At 37.8% G+C, this 20,040-nt stretch carries 22 protein-coding genes; 6 read left to right on the forward strand and 16 right to left on the reverse strand.

Annotated features, from left to right (window positions below; translation table 11 throughout):
- Positions 1–10: 10 nt before the first annotated feature.
- From N7Z68_RS05260 to N7Z68_RS05280, 5 genes are all read right to left on the reverse strand, one after another.
- Positions 11–922: an aldo/keto reductase gene (locus N7Z68_RS05260; protein ID WP_275117423.1), complete on the reverse strand. Its 912-nt coding sequence runs from the start codon at positions 920–922 to the stop codon at positions 11–13.
- Positions 923–1,095: 173 nt separating this feature from the next.
- Complete coding sequence (locus N7Z68_RS05265; RefSeq protein ID WP_275117424.1) at positions 1,096–2,298, reverse strand: alpha/beta hydrolase; 1,203 nt, start codon at positions 2,296–2,298, stop codon at positions 1,096–1,098.
- A 297-nt stretch (positions 2,299–2,595) separates the two neighbouring features.
- Complete coding sequence (msrA, locus tag N7Z68_RS05270) at positions 2,596–3,129, reverse strand: peptide-methionine (S)-S-oxide reductase MsrA (protein WP_275117796.1); 534 nt, start codon at positions 3,127–3,129, stop codon at positions 2,596–2,598.
- Between the two features lie 277 nt (positions 3,130–3,406).
- Positions 3,407–3,538, reverse strand: coding sequence for a hypothetical protein (locus N7Z68_RS05275; protein WP_275117425.1), 132 nt, complete (start codon positions 3,536–3,538; stop codon positions 3,407–3,409).
- Positions 3,539–3,629: 91 nt separating this feature from the next.
- A complete protein-coding gene (locus N7Z68_RS05280; protein WP_275117426.1) occupies positions 3,630–4,292 on the reverse strand; it encodes an SIMPL domain-containing protein in 663 nt (220 codons plus the stop codon).
- A gap of 198 nt (positions 4,293–4,490) precedes the next feature.
- Between N7Z68_RS05280 and ykzP the strand changes: the two genes are divergently transcribed.
- Positions 4,491–4,622 (forward strand): protein YkzP, encoded by a 132-nt coding sequence (gene ykzP, locus N7Z68_RS05285; RefSeq protein WP_275117427.1) that lies wholly within the window; start codon positions 4,491–4,493, stop codon positions 4,620–4,622.
- A gap of 125 nt (positions 4,623–4,747) precedes the next feature.
- Here ykzP and N7Z68_RS05290 read toward each other — a convergent pair whose 3' ends face one another.
- The gene (locus N7Z68_RS05290; RefSeq protein ID WP_275117428.1) at positions 4,748–5,035 is read right to left on the reverse strand and encodes a HesB/YadR/YfhF family protein; all 288 of its coding nucleotides are present in this window, start codon (positions 5,033–5,035) and stop codon (positions 4,748–4,750) included.
- A gap of 172 nt (positions 5,036–5,207) precedes the next feature.
- Here N7Z68_RS05290 and N7Z68_RS05295 point away from each other — a divergent pair, with 172 nt between their 5' ends.
- The 4 genes from N7Z68_RS05295 to N7Z68_RS05310 all read left to right on the forward strand — a co-directional run bounded on the left by N7Z68_RS05295 (position 5,208) and on the right by N7Z68_RS05310 (position 9,515).
- Positions 5,208–5,726: a ribonuclease H-like YkuK family protein gene (locus N7Z68_RS05295; protein WP_275117429.1), complete on the forward strand. Its 519-nt coding sequence runs from the start codon at positions 5,208–5,210 to the stop codon at positions 5,724–5,726.
- Between the two features lie 570 nt (positions 5,727–6,296).
- Positions 6,297–7,697 (forward strand): sigma-54 interaction domain-containing protein, encoded by a 1,401-nt coding sequence (locus N7Z68_RS05300; protein WP_275117430.1) that lies wholly within the window; start codon positions 6,297–6,299, stop codon positions 7,695–7,697.
- A 120-nt stretch (positions 7,698–7,817) separates the two neighbouring features.
- On the forward strand, positions 7,818–9,236 hold the full coding sequence (kamA, locus tag N7Z68_RS05305) for a lysine 2,3-aminomutase (protein ID WP_275117431.1): 1,419 nt from the start codon (positions 7,818–7,820) through the stop codon (positions 9,234–9,236).
- Between the two features lie 6 nt (positions 9,237–9,242).
- Positions 9,243–9,515 (forward strand): YokU family protein, encoded by a 273-nt coding sequence (locus tag N7Z68_RS05310; RefSeq protein ID WP_275117797.1) that lies wholly within the window; start codon positions 9,243–9,245, stop codon positions 9,513–9,515.
- 152 nt (positions 9,516–9,667) lie between these two features.
- On the opposite strand, the gene ablB is transcribed toward N7Z68_RS05310, so the two are convergent.
- The 6 genes from ablB to N7Z68_RS05340 all read right to left on the reverse strand — a co-directional run bounded on the left by ablB (position 9,668) and on the right by N7Z68_RS05340 (position 14,922).
- Positions 9,668–10,498: a putative beta-lysine N-acetyltransferase gene (gene ablB, locus N7Z68_RS05315; protein WP_275117432.1), complete on the reverse strand. Its 831-nt coding sequence runs from the start codon at positions 10,496–10,498 to the stop codon at positions 9,668–9,670.
- Positions 10,499–10,550: 52 nt separating this feature from the next.
- Positions 10,551–11,819, reverse strand: a complete 1,269-nt coding sequence (locus N7Z68_RS05320) for a peptidase (RefSeq protein WP_275117433.1) — start codon at positions 11,817–11,819, stop codon at positions 10,551–10,553.
- A 31-nt stretch (positions 11,820–11,850) separates the two neighbouring features.
- Positions 11,851–12,501: a 3-oxoacid CoA-transferase subunit B gene (locus tag N7Z68_RS05325; RefSeq protein WP_275117434.1), complete on the reverse strand. Its 651-nt coding sequence runs from the start codon at positions 12,499–12,501 to the stop codon at positions 11,851–11,853.
- Entirely contained in the window at positions 12,486–13,169 is a 684-nt protein-coding gene (locus N7Z68_RS05330) for a CoA transferase subunit A (RefSeq protein WP_275117435.1), read from the reverse strand. Before N7Z68_RS05330 ends, N7Z68_RS05325 begins: the two co-directional genes overlap by 16 nt.
- Before the next feature lie 4 nt (positions 13,170–13,173).
- Positions 13,174–14,523: an aspartate aminotransferase family protein gene (locus tag N7Z68_RS05335; RefSeq protein WP_275117436.1), complete on the reverse strand. Its 1,350-nt coding sequence runs from the start codon at positions 14,521–14,523 to the stop codon at positions 13,174–13,176.
- A gap of 192 nt (positions 14,524–14,715) precedes the next feature.
- On the reverse strand, positions 14,716–14,922 hold the full coding sequence (locus N7Z68_RS05340) for a hypothetical protein (protein WP_275117437.1): 207 nt from the start codon (positions 14,920–14,922) through the stop codon (positions 14,716–14,718).
- A gap of 158 nt (positions 14,923–15,080) precedes the next feature.
- On the opposite strand from N7Z68_RS05340, the gene N7Z68_RS05345 reads away from it, so the two are divergent.
- Positions 15,081–15,569, forward strand: coding sequence for a DUF421 domain-containing protein (locus N7Z68_RS05345; protein WP_275117438.1), 489 nt, complete (start codon positions 15,081–15,083; stop codon positions 15,567–15,569).
- A gap of 87 nt (positions 15,570–15,656) precedes the next feature.
- Here N7Z68_RS05345 and N7Z68_RS05350 read toward each other — a convergent pair whose 3' ends face one another.
- The 4 genes from N7Z68_RS05350 to N7Z68_RS05360 form a co-directional block, all read right to left on the reverse strand.
- Positions 15,657–16,562, reverse strand: a complete 906-nt coding sequence (locus N7Z68_RS05350) for a chemotaxis protein (protein WP_275117439.1) — start codon at positions 16,560–16,562, stop codon at positions 15,657–15,659.
- A 75-nt stretch (positions 16,563–16,637) separates the two neighbouring features.
- Entirely contained in the window at positions 16,638–18,260 is a 1,623-nt protein-coding gene (locus N7Z68_RS05355) for a Na/Pi cotransporter family protein (protein ID WP_275117440.1), read from the reverse strand.
- Between the two features lie 402 nt (positions 18,261–18,662).
- On the reverse strand, positions 18,663–18,947 hold the full coding sequence (locus N7Z68_RS24425) for a HesB-like (seleno)protein (protein WP_441296786.1): 285 nt from the start codon (positions 18,945–18,947) through the stop codon (positions 18,663–18,665).
- Positions 18,948–19,002: 55 nt separating this feature from the next.
- Positions 19,003–19,932, reverse strand: a complete 930-nt coding sequence (locus tag N7Z68_RS05360) for a dipeptidase (protein ID WP_275117441.1) — start codon at positions 19,930–19,932, stop codon at positions 19,003–19,005.
- Positions 19,933–20,040: the final 108 nt, after the last annotated feature.

The raw sequence follows: 20,040 nt of genomic DNA on the forward strand, positions 1-20,040 counted from the left end.
TAACTAAAAATTATAAATGGGCAGTAAAATTTTGCTGCTTTGTCAGCTCCTTCACTTCCTCTAATTGATGTTCAGATATATTTTTACATTGATCATAAGACTGCAGAATATCATTCAACTGTTCCACGGTTCTTGGCCCAGGAATTGTTGTGGCTACTACTGATGGCGTTGTTACATAACGGATAGCTATACTTGTGATACTTTGATTTCCTCGTATTCTTTCCGTCTCCGCTAGTAGTTTTGATAATTCATCCGGCGTATAGTCCAGATAACCATTGTCGATTTTATTTCTCCAATTAGTAGATAATACTCCTTTCGCTAACGGACCTCTAGATATGACAGAAATATGATGTTTACTTAATAAATCAAACACCTCAATTTCAGGTCGACGATCCAGTAAACTATATTGCATCATTACACTAACAATATTTGATTTCTCTACATACTCACGTATGACGTTAGGTCGTATGGATGAAATACCATAATATCGAATGAGACCTTCTTTTTTCAGCTCTTCAAATGCTTCAATTGTTTCATCAATTGGATCCTCAATCGTTCCGCCGTGAAGTTGATATAAATCAATGTAATCCATTTGTAGACGACGAAGACTTTCTTTTACTGCTGTTTTTATGTAGGTTTTGGATGGGTCCCATCCCCAGCCCTCTTGGTCTTTGTCCCAGCGGTTTCCAACTTTAGTTGCAACTATTATTTCATCCCTTTTTCCTTTAACGGCTTTTCCGACAAGCTCTTCGTTTAATCCAAACTCATATAAATCTGCTGTATCAATAAAATTCATTCCACCATCTATCGCTTTATGGATGATTTCAATACTTTCCTTTTCATTCTCAGTTTTCAATGACATGGAACCTAGACCAACTTCTGAGACAAATAAATCACTCGTTCCTAAACGTCTTTTTAACATGATTTCACCATCCAATTCTTCTTTTACTTTAGTTAAGCAGATTTATAGTAAGCAATCAAACAAGACACCTTAAATCTACAACATATCAAATCCTGCATCACAATACAAAGGGAGTCACTATCATGATGACAGTAACTCCCCCTTTTAGCCCTAGTGGCTAGCTTTTCATTATTTTATTTTATAAGAGTGTATTGAGTCGGTAGCATTGTAAATGCTTGTTTTCCAATTAAAAAACCTGCCATCGCATACGCTTCAAGTTGATCACGAAGTGTTTCTTTGCCATCCTCGATATTAACCACTTTTACCGTGTACGGTTCATATAAGATTTCATCATGAAATGCAGTTCTTAAATAGTGAACCGATTTCTGTAATCCGTGATTTCCACGATACATCACTTCGTAAAAAGAGATAAACCCGTGCATAACTCCTTTATAACGAATGGTTTCCACTGGTACACCGAAGTCACTTAATTTTTTGCCGTAAGCTTCTCCTTCATCTCGTAATGGATCAAATTCAGCAGTAATAATTAAGGTTGGCGGTAATCCTGTTAAATCTTTAGCTTCCAATGGTGACGTATAAGGGTTTGACCACATATCTGGCTCTGGTGTATATTTATCTCTTGCTAAATACATGACACTTCTTGAAAGTAAATAATAACCGCTATCGTAGACATTTCGAGAGGGTAACGCTACATCTTGAAACGTCGTTAACGGGTAATAGAGTACTTGTGCAGTTAATTCTGGACCACCTTCGTCTCTTGACATCATCGCAACAACAGTAGCGATGTTACCGCCTGCACTATCCCCGGCTACTGCGATTTTACTTACATCCCCATTCCACGCTTCAGCCATATCGTACGCCCACAACAGCGCATCATACCCATCTTCAATCGCAGTTGGAAATACATATTTGGGCGCAACACGATAACCAACAGCTACGACGATACTCTGTGTTCTTCCTGCTAATGCACGAACAATATTTTCATGTGTTTCAATACTTCCATAACCTTCTAGGAACGCCCCGCCATGATAATACATTATAATTGGATAAGGTCCTTCCCCATTGGGTCGATAAACTTTTCCTGTTATCTCCGAACCATCTCGAACTGGGATCTCAACAGTCTCTCTAACCATTGTACTTCTCCCAGTACTTCCCCTAACAAAGTTCGGTATTTCTATATCAAGAGGCACTAAATTCTCATTGACGGCATGTAAGATTACCGCAGTCTTTACTGGTAATTTTCCTTCCTCTTTAGATGCCCATTGTTCTACAGTTACAAAAACTACAACTGCAAATAAGAGAACAAAAACAGCAACGCCAATGGTTATATTTCTGATTATTCTGAAAAATTTATATATATTACTTTTTATTTTCATTTTGTTCCCCTCATTCCTCACCCAATAACGAATATTCAAAAAAACTATCTTAATAAAATTATATCAGATATTTTAGATTTTTGTTCATACTTTTACAAATTATCTATGTAATTTTACATATTTTTATACATTTTGGTTATTTGACCGAACAAAAAAGAACCGTAGTTAACGATTCTCTTTTGTTACAGGTAGTATTTGTTTTTTTGTTATCAATTATTAGCATGTATAGGGAAAATTTTGTCTGTCTTTTTAAACCTTAATAAAAGTGATCTTACTCTTATTAGGAAGACACATATATTATTTCGTGCGTGAGGTTTCGTCCCAATGTACTTGAAGAAATTCATCTCTTCCTGACTTTTCTCGGTCCTCTTTATAATGTTTAGGGCTCTTTTTATAGTAATCTTGATGATACTCTTCTGCTGGGTAAAACGTCGATGCTTCCACAATCTGTGTAACGATTGGCTTTGAAAATTTCTGACTCTGCTCCAGCTTGTCTCTAGACGCCAGTGCTTCTTCCTGTTGTTCTTGATTATGATAAAAAATCGCTGTACGGTATTGTGGGCCTCTATCATGAAATTGCCCTTCTGGATCAGTAGGATCTACCTGCTGCCAGTAAATTTCAAGAAGCCTCGAATAAGGAAAAAGCTCTGGATGAAATGTAATCTGAACAACCTCGTAATGACCAGTTGTTCCCGTTTTGATCTGTTCGTATGACGGGTTTTCTATGTGTCCTCCCATATATCCTGATACGACTTTCTCTATTCCTTCAAATTGATCGAATGGCTTGACCATACACCAGAAGCATCCGCCAGCAAAAGTTGCATGCTGCAATGTATTGTCCATATGTAACGTCATTAACTACACCCCCATAAGTTTAGTGAATTTATCGTACTCCTTTATAATTTGAAATGCAAAAAATCAGTCTTATGGTTGAAATTCAGTCGTAGTAAGTCGGTGTTGACTTACCGTATGCATGTGAAGAAGTTTCGCTAGTCGCCGGGTCTAGACATTTTATAGATGTTATACATTCTTAACTGCAAATAAAAAACTACCGCTTCTTCGCGATAGTCTGAGAAATAATGAATCTATCTATTTTATTTATTAAAAATTAATGGTTAGTGTGGAATGGATCTTTTGCATCGATATCAGACATTTTCATAAACATAATTGACATTGTAATACTAATTAACATTGCTAATCCACCGAAACTAAGAATTGCTACTAATGCTACTGCGCTCATTTAAGTCACCCCTATTATAAATCTAAATACGTTAATTACTATCTATATAGTAACATATATCTCAGCTCTAATTATGGCGAAACTGTGACAATTAACTGTAAGAATACACCACTGAAACTTTAGCACGGATAACCACATCTTGTGTAGTGATTGGTGGTGAAGCAGGATAAGTTGCGGCTAGCACCATTCCTTCCGGTTGATAAACAGAAACAGGTTCGTCACTGATTTCCGTAATCGTTATTGGTGGCTGAAGTAATGTAACCCCCATTTGCTCAGCAATATGATTTGCTTTTTTTGTACCACTTTGGACAGCAATGGACAAAGCTTGCAGATAATATTCCTGTGGATTAGAAAGCTTAAACTGTAAACCTTGAATGACATTAGCACCGGCTTCTGCGCTTGTGCTTAACACTTCACCAACCTGATTAATATCGGTTATCGTAATATCGAATAAGTGTTCCACCTCATATCCCCTAAGAATACTTTTACCTTCAATAAAATCGTAAATGGGTCTAACATTATATGTCCTTGTTTCTATTCTTTCTCTCGATATTCCTAAGTTTTCTAAGTTTTGTATGATGTTATTAGCTATTCGTGCATTTTCCTGAATGGCTTCATTTGGATGTTCTCTTTCAGTTCGCACACCTAACGTAACTTGAACAATATCTGGAGTAGCAGCTACTTCCCCTTCACCAATAACGGTGAGACGAAATCGATTTCCGTCTGAACTGCGAATCGGTTGACGATAATACATACTCATTCCCCCCTACAAGTTGTTATAAAATTCATTTAATTGAGTATATGGTTTGAACCGATCTTTTATCGTGTTACTTTTAAGAAAATATAAAAATTCATTGCTAAAACTCTAAGTGAAGTTGATTTTCAGAGTGTCGTGTATTTTTCGCAGTTATGGTGAAACTACTAGCGTAACCTTAAAGGAGGAGATTTTGCTATGAAAAAACGCCGTCCTCAAGAAGACAAGGCATTGACGAACAACCAAACACCAACTGAATCGATGTTTAACGAAGAAACATCAAGTGAATTGGTCGATCAACCGAAGAAAAGACAGAAAAAGAAAAAGTAACAGCTTACCTTGCTGTTACTTTTTCTTTACCTAATATTATTTGATTGTTTCTGCCATAGCTATAAATAGCGGAAGGACTTCTTTTTCACGTGGAGTATGAATTGTTAATATGATTGGCCTTTTACTTAAGCTTGAACGAACTCAATTTCCTCTTTCGTTCGGCTGTATTTAATTTTTACACCTTTACCATCAAAATACCACATATCTTCTTTTTCAATAAAAAAAATCGTTCCTTCCATATTAACTTCAATCGCAGCATCTTTCGGCTCTTCTTTCACAATCCCTAACGAAAAACCTTGTTGGAAGCTTCCACACCCACCGTAACGTACAAAAATTCTCATATATTCTGTGCCTTCTAAGTTAAATTCATCTTTAAACCATTGATACGCTGGCTTTGTTACTTCAATACTCACTCCAAACACTCCTAACGTCTCGTTGTACTACTCTGTTTTGCTATTTTCACTATAACACATTTTATAGAAACATTCTCGTTCCAAACATTGAAAAATAGGAATAGGAAAAGCTTGCCTCATCATAAAGTTTAACACAACTAGTACTAAAATATTTCATTAAGGAGGGGGATGCATGGGTATATCCTTTCAAAACCTTTCACGGAAACATATGACCTTCCAAGAAGTGTTTCAATATATATGTTCATTTATGGAGAAGGAACCTGCTTCAACCTATCGTTTAATTATTGGAACCGATTCACAAGTACATGGCAAATATACGCGATTTGTCACTGGGATTGTTATTCGCCGAGAAGGAAAAGGTGCATGGGGATGCATAAGAAAATTTGATATCCCCACGCGAATTGAATGTCTCCATTCAAAAATATCAATAGAGACAACACTAACCGAGCAAATTGCTCAATTATTTACAATCCAACGAAAAAAGCAAATGATCAATATCATTCTTCCGCATATTAAGGAAGGCAGTTCCCTAACAATCGAAGGCCATATTGATGTTGGACAGGGGGCAAGAAATAAGACAAAAGTTTATGTCGAAGAAATGGTCAAACGAATTGAAGAACATGGCATGAAACCTTTTATTAAACCTCAATCTTTCGTAGCTTCTTCCTATGCTAATCGCTACACAAAATAAGGTTACGTAAAGAAAAACCGCAATTTAGGGACCTTTAAGCGAAGCCAGCGACCTATAGTTAATACCATTGTTTACTTTGGGAAATGTATTTTGGGCTTGCGAACTATAATTCTTAATTTGTAAAAATAGGCTTGGTTTACTTTTGCCTTAACGAAACTTTTTTTGCCGTAGTGAATAATATACATTAACACTATGAAAAAAAGGTGATGAAAATGGGAAGAAATAAGAAAGTCGTTCAGTACGCCCATTTATTGCACAAGCTTAAAGTGATTACTGCAAAACAAAGAGACGATATGATTAGAAAAAATACCAAACAACTCCAGCCATAATTGCATAGATGCAATTACCGCATATAACCATAAGTATCATGTTAAAAAGCTGCGACCTGATTAAAAGTAAGGTGGGCAGCTTTTGTTTGATTCAGATTAGAAGTGACAACATGGGGGAAATAACTAAGCTACTACATTAACTTTCATGTTTTTGAAGTTAAAACATACTTATAAATAGAAGAGTGCCAAATTTCCGGCTCTCCTTTGCCAACATTTTAGCAATAAAAAAGGAGGAAAAGAAATGACAACGAAAGGTACTCAAACAACACCTGATTTACTTCATGCAGTGTTTGACACGATCGATGAAGGAATCCATGTTGTCGATTTAAATGGGAAAACCATTTACTATAATAAGGTGGCTGCTCAATTAGATGGTGTTGATGCAAGTGAAGTCATTCATAAACATGTACTCGATGTTTTTCCTTCACTGACTGAAGAAACAAGTACGTTGCTACAAGTCATAAAGCATGGCTCACCTATATATTATCAAAAACAGCGGTTTGCTAATGTTCGTGGCGTTCTTGTTGATACCGTTAATACGACGATGCCGATCTACCAAAATAATGAAATTATTGGCGCTGTTGAGATATCCAAAAATCTTTCTGAAATCAAGAAGCTTTCCGAAAAACTCGTTGAACTGCAAGAAAGAGTCATTCGGAGTGGAACTCCAGCCAAAAAAGAGAATTCTACTTCGAGTGCAAAGTTTGAATTAGAGGATATCATTACTCAAAGTGAAACGCTAAAAAAGCTCAAACAAACTGCAAGCAAAGCAGCCAAGACTACTTCACCGATTTTAATCTATGGTGAAACCGGAACGGGAAAAGAGCTGTTTGTGCAGTCGATTCATAATACTTCACAAAGAAAAAACGGCCCGTTCATCGCTCAAAATTGTGCAGCGATACCCGCAAGTCTTCTTGAAAGTATTTTGTTCGGTACTTCTAAAGGAAGTTTTACAGGTGCTGCCGAACGGCCAGGTTTGTTCGAATTGGCCCATAATGGTACTTTGTTCCTTGATGAAATTAACTCGATGCCAATTGATCTACAAGCTAAGTTACTTCGAGTGATTGAAGATGGAATTGTTCGAAGAGTTGGCGGCACAAGGGGAATTCAATGTAACGTCCGCATCATTACAGCGATGAATGAACATCCAACTACTTGTGTAAATGCAGAAAAACTCCGCCAAGATTTATTTTACCGAATTAGTGTTGTTACGCTTCATATCCCACCGTTGCGTGAGAGAAAAGATGATATTTCCTTATTATCCAAACACTTTTTAAAGAAGTTTAATGAACGTTTTAATAAATCTGTTAAAAATCTATCTCACAATGTGCAAGCCTTCTTCCAACAATACAGTTGGCCTGGTAATGTCCGCGAATTAGAACATGCCATCGAATCTGCTATGAATATTGCAGATGGAAATACAATAACGGAAGATCATCTACCGAATCATTTATTTCACACAACTTCCCCAATTCAAAAGGAACCGATCTCCTTTCGCAAAGAAGTAGATAAATTCGAAAAGAACTTAATTGAAAGCGCACTTCATAGATGCAACAAGAATATTCTACAAGCAGCGAAATTTTTAAACATTCCGAGACAGACCCTTCAGTATAAAATGAAAAAATTTAAGTTATCAAAATGACAACTGATGATTTTTCGGCACTGCCATTTTTCATTTTTAGCCTCCTTCCCACCTTTTCGCACCTTTACAATTTGGCACAATAATTGCATTTGTATGGGTAAGAAGCTAGGAGGGATGATCATGAATTTTAATTTATATAAACCGAAAAAACATTGGAAAGAAATAGAACTTTGGAAAGATGTAAGTGATGATGAGTGGAATGATTGGTTATGGCAACTTACACATACAATCCGGACATTAGATGATTTAAAAAAAGTCATTAACTTAACTGCTGAAGAAGAAGAGGGTGTTAAGATTTCAACGAAAACAATTCCTTTAAATATTACACCGTACTATGCCTCACTCATGAACCCAGATGACCCACGATGCCCAATTCGTATGCAATCAGTACCGATATCAAAAGAAATTGAAAAGGCAAAGTATGATTTAGAAGATCCTTTGTCAGAAGACGAAGATTCACCAGTTCCAGGACTGACTCACCGCTATCCTGATCGAGTTTTATTTCTCGTTACGAATCAGTGCTCGATGTATTGTCGTTATTGTACACGACGTAGGTTTTCAGGACAAATTGGTATGGGTGTTCCGAAAAAACAATTAGATGGAGCTATTGAGTATATCCGTAATACTCCCCAAGTTCGCGATGTGCTAATTTCAGGAGGAGACGGTCTCCTTGTTAATGATCAAATCTTAGAATATATACTAAAAAATTTACGTGCGATCCCACATGTAGAGATCATTCGAATTGGGACTCGTGCACCTGTTGTATTTCCACAGCGAATTACTGGAAACTTATGTAATATCTTAAAGAAATATCATCCTGTTTGGTTGAATACTCACTTTAACACTTCATTTGAAATTACTGAAGAGTCGAAACGGGCTTGTGAAATGCTTGTCAATGCTGGTGTTCCTGTTGGAAATCAAGCTGTCATTCTATCAGGAATTAATGATAGTGCGCATATTATGAAAAAGTTAATGCATGACTTAGTTAAAATTCGTGTCCGTCCGTATTATATTTACCAATGTGACTTATCGGAAGGAATTGGTCATTTCCGGGCTCCTGTTTCAAAAGGGTTAGAAATTATTGAAGCCTTACGCGGACACACAAGTGGCTATGCAGTACCAACTTTCGTCGTCGATGCTCCAGGTGGTGGCGGCAAGATTGCCTTGCAACCGAATTATTTAATATCTCAATCCGCTAATAAAATAGTTCTTCGCAATTTTGAAGGCGTTATAACAACCTATCCTGAACCAGAAAATTACAATCCAGGTAAAGCAGATGATTATTTTGCCCAATATTATGGAATAACTGGTAATGAACGTTCAATTGGTGTTCATTCCTTGATGAAAGACGAACAAACAACACTTATGCCAGAAGGACTTCAGCGTATCGACCGTCGTAAAAATTATCAAAGTGATGAAAGTCATCAAACTTTAAAAGACCGCCGTCAAAAGCGTGATGAAATGAAAGAGAAAAAATGGCTGGCAGAACAGAAAAAAATGATGCAAAGTGAGAGTGAAAATAAAAAGGAGGAGAAATAGCGTATGATGAACTGTGAATGGTGTCAATCAAACAATACAACTCAAACGACAAAAGAAGCCTATTGGGAGTTACCAGACGGATTAAAAGCGATTCAAATTCATGATATCCCGTCTATACACTGTCAATCCTGCGGTATGAACTATATTGAAGAGTCATTGGTCCAAGACATTGAAGACCATTTATTTCTAATTCATACCCAGGATCTCCCACACTCCATTGGTTACGATTCACTTATGAATCAACCACGGATATTAAAGAAAAACTATTTTAGAATGTAAAAAAACGTAGTAGCAGCTGATAACGATACCACTCTCTCCTATGTCAGTAAATGGTCAATTCATCAAAGATGCAACCGACACTCCTCAAGCTAAGGTTACCCAGCTAAAGGTCGACCGAAAAATTTATATTCTTTCTATAAAAAGAGCTGACTCTAAATTCTAGAGTCAGCTCCTTTGCTTTTTTGGTTAAGTTGCTTTGACCAAATACACATATCTTCAAAGCCAGTGCTTATGATGCAATTGTTTACTAATTTTCCTCCATATTCATAACCTAAGCGTTTAATAGTCACATTCATACCTGGTGACAATGCCCGGGTTAATGAATATGCGCAATAAACTCCTCGATTGAACAACTCCTTCTCTAACCTGGTTATGATGTGTAAAAGGAACTGCTTTCCACGATAATCAGGATCAGTGGCACAATCGGTAATTTCCGCACTCTTATATTCATTGATCATTGCCGAGGCTGCACTCACTATTTTATTTTGATCTTTAATAACCACAAAAAAGTAATCATCCGTCATCATTTTTCCTACATAGTCCTGATCAAAAATCATAGTTGGGTATTTTTCAAACACCTTTCTATATAATTGAACGAGTCCTTTTACATCATTATGACTAGCTAAATGCAGCGAATACTGCCCTTCTAACGGTGAAAGTACTATTCGATTTTTTGTTTGTTGTACCGTACTCATAATGTCAGCTTGCTCTCGGACTTGCTTTGAAGTCTTTCGCTCTTTTCCTTTATATTGACTTACAATATAACTGTCAAAGCCATAAAAGAAACCTGGAATTTGCCCTTCTGACTCATATCCTTGTTGAACGAAATGATCAACGTATTCTTTCGTCACATACACTATGGTTTTCGAAGGTTGGTGCTGTTGTTGCAACTGAACAAGCTGAGCTAGTTCTTCTTTCCTTGCAAGCGGAAAATAGGCAACGATCCTATCATTATATAAATCTACCTCTATTTGATTTTTCATTTAATCACCTACTAGACTCACTGTCGCTAGCGAACCGTTATTTTTTTATTACTCACCTGTTCACTCCACACCATTCAATTAGTGTGAGTGCGATAATTTCAGCGACTTCAAACATTCTCTCAAGCTCAATATATTCATTAGGAAAATGAGCAATCTCAGTTGTACCTGGTCCGAAAACAATAACTGGTATTCCGCCTAACTTTTCTAATAACCCTCCATCTGTTCCCCAAGGCGAAGCTTCGATTTTAGGATCAGTCTGTTTCACCTGTTCAAACTTCGACTGAAGGATTCCCATTAATGGATGATCTTCATCTATGGTGCCAGGTACCCATCTTGCACCGAACCAATCCAGTCCAACTGGCTTTTCCCTAAACCAACGGTCAATGTTCTCAAGGTTTTTCAAGCAAAGTCTCAGTTCTTCTTGCGCATGTCGCATTTCCTCATCTGGAGCAACACCGATCCTTCCCTCAATAATGACCTCATCCGCTACTGAGGATGGCCAGTCACCGCCTTTAATAACACCTAAATTAATCGGAATCGGTATTGGCGTATTTTCATAGAGTGGATCTACTATTCTAGCATTGCGGGCTTTTTCTAAGTTCTGCAGTTCCTGAATAACAACCATTGACTTCTCTATTGCACTAACGCCCTCATAGCGAGTCCCGCCATGTGCGGAACGGCCTTTTACAGTCAGGCGAAACCACATGGAACCTTGCTGTCTTGGAAAGATCTTCATATTAGTAGGTTCTGGAATAATAGCAGCGTCTGCTTTATAGCCTCGCAGTAAGGTTCCCAACGTACCTGCCCCGCCACTTTCTTCTTCTATCACACTTTGAAAAATGACATCACCATTTAATTGAATTCCAAGTTCTTTCAAGGCTTGAATTGCTAATAACAGCGAAACCGTTCCGCCTTTCATATCAGTCGTACCGCGCCCATACATTCTTCCACCTTCTATTTTGCCACTGTATGGGTCATCCGTCCATTGTGTAACATCTCCTTCAGGTACAACGTCAATATGGCCATTTAAAATGATCGATTTTCCTTTCCCAATTCCTCTTTTCACACCAACGACATTAGGACTTTTTAAGAAGCTCTTTCTCGTTGAGCAGAAATAAGGATGAGTAAAAATATCTCCTGTTACTTCCCATTCGTCAATTTCTAGGTCGAGTTTCTGTAAATGGTTGATAATAACTTGTTGAGCTTCATATTCATTCGTTTGTATACTTCGGTTCCTGACCAGTTTTTGTAAAAGTTCAATCCCGACGACTCTATTTTCGTTCATCCATGAGTGAATGAGTGATTGATAATCTTTATTCATCGTTTGACCCCTCCTGAAACGAATTAAAGTTTTAGAAACCAGGGGGTATTGTTAATGAACACCCTGTTTTTTCGATCACTTCCTCTACTGAATAATTACCAAGTGTCTCTTGTAAAATTAAACCTGAAGCGGTGACTTCAATTACAGCCCTTTCCGTAATAATTAAATGAACACAACGTGAAGCTGTTAATGGGAGTTTGCACTCTTTTACAATTTTCGGATTTCCTTGATTATCCGTGTGACTTAATAGAACAACGAGTTTCTTGGCTTTAACAGCTAAATCCATGGCTCCACCCATACCTGGCACACGTTTGCCCGGAACTATCCAATTGGCTAAATCACCACGTTCACTTACTTCTAATCCTCCTAAAATCGTCATATCTAGCATTTGTTTACGGACGATAGCAAAAGCTGTTGCACTATCAAAATATACCCCGCCTTTACGTAAAGTAATCGGATATCCTCCTGCATTGCATAAGTTCTCATCCTCTTCTCCTGCAAGCGGTTTCCTTCCTGCACCTACAATTCCATTTTCGGCATGGAACATGACATTCCATTCATTAGGTATATAATCCGCAACCAGGGTAGGGATCCCGATTCCTAAGTTCACACACATACCTGGAGTAATTTCTTTTGCTGCACGTTTTGCCATACGAACACGGTCTTCTACTCCCAAACCCATTTCCAATTCACCCCTTCACTTTCAACGATAACGTCTACAAACACTCCAGGTGTGACAATCAATTCTGGGTCGAGACTGCCTGCAGGAACAATTTCTTCCACTTCAGCGATTGTTACCTCGCCAGCCATTGCCATAAGCGGGTTCATATTTCTTGCTGTCTTATCATAAATGAGATTGCCGAATGTATCCGCTTTCTTTGCATAAATAAAAGATACTTCAGCTGTAAGCGGGCGTTCTAAATAATAAATTTTGTTATCGATCTTCACCGTATTTTTGCTAGAACTATTATATGACTGAAGGCCACTGTCGACTAGAATTCCTCCTAGACCGACTCCACCTGCCCGAACACGTTCTGCAAACGTTCCTTGAGGAACAAATTCGATTTCTAATTTATTTTCATTCATTAATCGTCCAGCTACTGGATTGGACCCAATATGGGTTGTTATCATTTTGGCTGCTTTATGATGACATACTAATCTACCAATCCCAATATCAGGAAATCCAGCATCATTACTAATGATCGTTAACGAGTCAATATCACTATGAAGAAGTACATCAATCGCCGTTGGCGGAGTGCCTACACCACCAAAGCCACCAATCATAATCGTACTTGAACTACTAACATAATCGAGTATGTTTTCTTTGGACCGTACTTTCTGATGTGACATCGGATTAACTCCTTTCTAGTTGTGTCAAGCTCTGCTCTGTCAACATTAATGTTTTCGCAAGGCGCTCCACAAGCACGTCAATCTCTTTTGCTGTAATGGTTAATGGAGGCGCAATTAATATTCCATTATTATCTAAGCCGTTATGACCAGAAGCAGCAGGATATAACAGCAACCCTGATTCTAGTGCGTGATCAATGACTCGTTGACTGACATTCCAATGGCGTGGAAATGACTTCTTCCGACGGGTATTTCCCACGATTTCAACCCCAATAAGCAACCCTTTTCCACGAATATCGCCGATGAACGGAAAACGTTTAGCTAACGGCGATAACTTTTTCATTAGTAATTCACCCTTAGCTTCAACCTCATTTATCACTTTATTTTTTAATGTATAGCGAATAACAGCTAATGCTGTTGCACACGATTGGGGATTGGCACTAAATGTATGGCCGCTCATAATTACTTTTGTACCCTCTTCAATCGGTTTCATCACATCATCTGAAATAAGAGTTGCTGCAATCGGTGCGTACCCGCCACTTAACCCTTTTCCAATGGCCATAATATCAGGTGTTACGCCCCAATGCTCGATAGCAAACATCTTTCCTGTTCTCCCCATGCCTGTCATGACCTCGTCTGCGATAAATAAAATGTTATTACGCTGGCATATTTCTTTTATTTTCTGATAGTATCCGTCGGGTGGCGATATGGCTCCACCTGCAGCTCCAATCACCGGTTCTGCCACAAACGCTGCGATGTACTTGGCACCTATTCTCTCGATGATATCTTCTAATTCTTCAGCACATTGTAAATGACATTTTGGGTAAGTAGAGTGGAATGGGCAGCGATAACAGTAAGGAGGTGATAAGGAAGGATAGTTTTCGAGTAGTGGTTCGAATCGCTCGCGCCGTGCAATAAAACCAGATAATGATAGAGCACCGATTGTTATCCCATGGTAGCTTAACCGCCTTGAAATAAATACTTGCTTTTCTGGTCTCTGTTGTTCTTGCCAATGTTGAAGTGCGACTTTCATGGCTGTTTCGATGGCTTCTGTACCGCTATTGACGAAAAAAGACCAATTGAGTGCACCTGGGGCTAATTCACTTAATTGCTTCGCTAGTCGTTCGGCTGGTTCGTTCGTAAACTGTGAACGGTACACAAAAGAGACTTTTTTACTCTGGTCATGCATCGCTTCAATAATTTCATGAACACCATGGCCAATATTAGCTGTCACAGCTCCAGAAGAACCATCCAGATATTCATTTCCATTTTTGTCATATAAAAAAACCCCTTTACCGTAATGAATAATGGGATAATTTTTAGTAAGGAACGGTTGAATTAAATATCGTCTCCCCATCGTTTTCCTCCTATATGACTGTGAACTGCAGTCGGAAATGCTTTGAAAATATGTTCGTTCTATTCCTACAGTTTATTCACGATTAGTACTGTCAATGCCATTGAAAAAAGAGTTGCTCCCATACCGCTTGCTCCTCTCGTTTACTGCTTTTGAGGGTGCCAACAATACTAAAGAGTCAACTCTTAGAACTTTTTACTTATATCCTTTACCTTTTGTCAGAATACACGGTACTCCTTTACCCATTGCTCCTGGCTGTGACATTTTTTCCATATAGGCAATGCCTCGATTACACTTCGTTTTACAAGCGAAACATACATCAGAAGTAACCACTTTCATATTAAATGCATGTTTGTTCACTTGTGGTAGCAGTACTTTCTTGTTTGACGATTTTTTTGCCATAACCATTTCCCCTTGCTTAAAAAGTATAGTAAATACTATGTCAATTAAGGGGTTTTGGTTCATTGCCTATATCGAGAACAAAAATTCGGATTAAGTATAAATTTACATTTTTTTTTTAATAATAAACTTAATACTTCTATGATAGGAGAACCAAGCATGTGATATATGTTCCTATTTTTCTAAAAACTCTACTCATGTTTTCTGTCGGAATTACAGCTTTTCGATTGATGGGAAGTCAAGCGGTTGGGGAAATGACGGATTTCGATTTAGTTGTTGTAATTGCAATCGGTGCATTGATGGGCGCCCCACTCGTTGATCCTTCCATCCACCCATTAACCTCCATTATTGCTATTAGTGGGTTTGTAGTAGCACAAATCGTTTTTAGTTTTCTATCTTTAAAATCGGATCGGTTTGAGGTATTAATTATGGGACGTCCAATCCAAATTATCCGTAACGGAAAAGTATTAATGAGTGGTTTAAAAAAAGCTAGAATGACAACCAAAAACTTAGACCAGGAATTAAGGATTAAAGGAATTGAAACGGCAGAAAAAGTAAAAGACGGATTTTTAGAGCCCAATGGAAAAGTAAGCTTGCTTCTAGCTAAAAAATCTACAGAAATAAACATTGATAAAAAAGAGACCCCTTAATAAAGAGGAGCCTCTTGAGAAAAAGAAAGCTATTTATCTGCAACCGAAATCCTTCATTTATTTTTCATTGTTTTCCGCTAGGCTGACCTATAAAATAAGCTGATCAATTTGTTGAACGAGTTTGACGATTTCAGGTTTACTTACTTGTGCACTCGCTCCAACTTTTGCGCCTTTATGGAACAAATCATCCGTAATCAGAGAAGAGAATATAACTACTGGCAGACCCGCCAGCCTTGAATTATTTTTTACTCTTAGTGTGAGGTGATGACCATCCATTTGAGGCATTTCTAAGTCAGTAATTAACAAGTTGACTTCTTCCAATGGGTCATAATCTGGATCACACGCTAAACCTTCAAGGTATTCCCATGCGACTTGCCCATTTTCAAAAAAAAGTACATTATCATAACCCGCTTCAGCTAACGTATCACTTAATAATTTTCGGAGAATAGCCGAATCTTCAGCGGCTACAATTTTTTTCGCAGACCGCTGTCTAGGTCCGAGAACCTTTAGACTTTCTACGTTAACACCAGCTTCTGGACTAATATCAACGACGATTTTTTCAAAGTCAAGTAATAAAGCCATTCCTTCTTCCATTTTCACGATCCCAATGGTTTGAGCTTGCTCTCCTTGAGAAAGTTGACTTGGCTTTTCAATTTGCTGCCAAGATATGCGATGGATTCTTGAAACGCTATGAACGTGAAAAGCCACTTTGACTTGATTTAATTCTGAAATAATAAATTTATCCTGTTCTGGATTTTCAGAAGAAGGAAAATTTAATACTTTTGATAAATTAACGACTGGAATAACCTCTTGTCGTAAACGAATGACTCCTTCAACATACGTATGTGCATTCGGTGTTTCAGTAATAGGCAACGGGTTAATAATTTCTCGCACTTTTAACACATTAATTCCAAATAAACCTGTACCTACATTAAACATCACTATTTCTAGTTCATTCGTTCCTGTTTCTAGTAATATTTTATCATTAACCATGGAAGTCCTCCCGTTTGAACCACTTCTTTATAACCATATAATAAGTGAAATCATAGTCTAGTACAACAATAATATTTATTCTGGGGCATTTTCTACTTCAAAGTCGGTTACTTCCATTACTTCTTTATCTTCTAGATGATACATCGTGCGCCATAAGTGAAAAGCGACTCGATCCACCCAATGAATAGAGTGAACTTTTTCAATCGCGACACTTACATCAAGTTGGCTTTTAGCCGTTGTTTTAATGATTGTTTTTCGGTCTTCTTTTCGAATTTCTGCTATTTCCTTTGAATTTGTCTCAACGAGAGCGACAAGATGTTCAAGCTGTTTATTTTCAATGCTTCCACTAACTTGTTCGAATACTTTGGCTAACTTCATTAATAAGGTTAGAATATTTTGATCACGTTTTAATTTTTCAATTGACTCAATCTCTTTTAATGCTTTAATTAAACGATCAATATGATCGATGGCATGTATCATAGAAACATGGCTGCTGTACTCTCGATCTGAATGACTGACAGACTCTGAATTTACTTTAGTTAAAAAGCTACGAATTTCCACTAATGCATTTTCAGCATCCTCAAGCTTTTTCTTTAGATAAGCCAGTGGCTTTTCACCTTTAAACACCGAAACAAAGGATGTAGAGATTAACCCCATAATTTTTAATAACGTTCTTCTAACTGCCTCAATTGCTACAGGACCAACTGTTGCTACACTGTGATCTAAATGCTTCGTTAAGTGCTCATCTTTTTCAGGGACAATTTTAATGACTAATTTAATAAATAATGGCATAAATGGTACAATCAATAATACGCCAATGACATTAAATAAGGTGTGAAAAATGGCAAGTGACACACTTTGATCGGTTATTTGCAGTAAATCACTGATATAAAACACAGCGGAAATAAATAAAGGTAATGCAAGTAAAGCAAGTAAACCTGTCAATAGGTTAAATAAAATATGGGCAACCGCAGTTCGTTTTGCCGGAATCGAACTGCCAACCGCAGCTATCATCGCTTTTACGGTCGTACCTACATTTTGCCCAATGACTAACACAGCAGCTTGATCGAAAGTAATAGCACCAGCGTAAAGGGCAGTTAACGTTGTAACAACCGCCGCACTTGAAGATTGCATAATAACCGTCATTGCAATCCCAATTACAATGAGTAAAAGCATGTGCAGCAATGTATCGCCTGAAATGGCACCAAGGTTGAACATATCTCCGATACCTGACATTCCTTGCTGTAAGATATCAATTCCTAAAAATAACAGACCAAAACCAGCGAGAGCCATTCCGTGGGGTGTTAGTTTTCCTTTTGAGAAAAGCTTTAAAAACACACCAATTCCGATTAAAGGCAATGCAAGTGTAGACATATTCACTTTAAATCCAATTACTGAAACGAGCCATCCCGTACTTGTACTACCAACATTAGCACCGATAATTACACCGACAGACTGTGTAAATGTTAGTAACCCTGCACTAACAAAGCCTATCGTCATGAATGTTGTTGCACTTGAAGATTGGATTAACGCTGTTATTGTCGCTCCGGACAAAATAGATGAAATCGTTCCACCCGTGAACTTACTTAATAGTTGCTTTAAAGCATCTCCAGCTAACGCTTTTAAACCATCTGTCATTAAGGTCATTCCAAGCAGAAATAACCCGACTCCCCCTAAAACAATTGTAAAAGTCCCCATGTTTCGCACCTATCTTTCTTCTATACAAGTATCTTTTATTAAGGTTTATTTTCATTTTAATGATTGTAGAGCATCAATTTATTCCTGTCTCTATTCTAACGCAGTTCTTCCAACCTCAAAAGAGTTTCTTGTATGGTTTGAAAATGGTAAGAGGAAAAATTTGGATAGCTGAGCGCCTAAAGGCCTGGATTGGAGAGGAATTGAGGAAAAATCTAGGAGAACCCGCTAACCAATAATCCTGAATAGTGCACTCTTAGGAAAATCTAGAACAACCTTCCAACCAATAGCCCTGATGACCGCACCATCAACTTAAATCACAATATCCTTAACAAAAAAAGCCAATAAAAAAGGAAACGCCTGGATCATTTAAAAGACCCTGGCGTTCCTCCTATTGACTGCGTACTAACAACAATCACTGTTTCCTATAATGGTTAAAGCTTCTTTTCCAAACTCATTCATTACACAATCTAACGTAATATTCTCGACAAAAGGAATAACGTGATCCTCAATCGCTACTGTTAAACCATTAATTGTTTCAATCTTATCGCTATCTTCTGGCTCATCCAGAGCCAGTCCTAATTTTGGACCCCCTCAACCCATGCCTGCAAATACGACACGGATTGATGAAGAATTGTTCTCTTCCATTGCTGCTAGGATTAGTGCTTTGGCTTTATCTGTAATAAACATGTTCTTCACCTCTTTCCTTTCTTAAAGTATATAAGCAATAGTAACTTTTGCCAAGCTATGTTATACGATTTATATACCTTTCAAAATTGCCATATGCAAACCGTTTAACATCATCTTCTGAAAAATGTTTAAGCAACTCTTCGATAAAATCAGGATATTTACTTGCGTTCTCTAGACCTTTAACGAAGACAGAAATACCGTCAAAATCAGATCCAAATAAAATATGGTCCTTTACTCCAAGCGAACACAAATGATCAATATGCCGGATGCAGTCCGTCATCGTTGCGTGATCCGTCCCAGTTAAAAAGATCGGGTGCCAAACGAGACCTACCCAACCATCCTTTTTTACTAATTCTAAGATTTGTTCATCTTTCAAATTTCGTCGGTGATCACAGAGGGCACGAGCATTACAATGAGTCGCAACTGGATAATCTGCTAATTCCATGACATCCCAAAAACCCTTTTCACTAAGATGAGCGACATCGGTCCATACTTTATGTTCGTTATTCAACTGAACAAGCTCTTTTCCTAATAAAGTAAGACCAGCTCCACGCGGCTCCCCAACCCCATCAGCACATAAATTTGCTTGGTTCCAAGTCAGGCCAACAGACTTGACCCCAAGCTGATAAAAGATGTTTAACTTCGTCAGGTTATCCCCGATACAGTCAACCCCTTCGAGTGTGAGGACAGCTCCAATCTCTCCATCATTTAATTGAGCAATATCCTTCCAATCCTTAATATGCTTCACCTGATCATGCTTATTAATGACTTCTGTCTGAAATAATTCAATTTGTTTTAAAATGGATTGATACTTTTCTTCAATCGTTAGGTCTGGCTCAGCGAATAATGCAAAACATTGAACTTTCACTCCGCCTTTCATTAGTCTTTCGTAATTGGCATCAATCTCACTTGAATTCGTAAAATTACGCTCTTCTTTTTCCCAAAGTTTTAGCAGCGCATCACAATGGGCATCAAATATCTTCATACGTTCTCCTCCTTTTTTTAATAGGTATATGTCCTTTAGGCGAATATCACTAACAGAAACAAACCTTCATTCATATAGTAAAGTAGATATAAGTATTAAATGGAGTGA

This window comes from Alkalihalobacterium chitinilyticum (genome assembly GCF_029028005.1).
Lineage (GTDB): Bacteria > Bacillota > Bacilli > Bacillales > Bacillaceae_F > Alkalihalobacterium > Alkalihalobacterium chitinilyticum.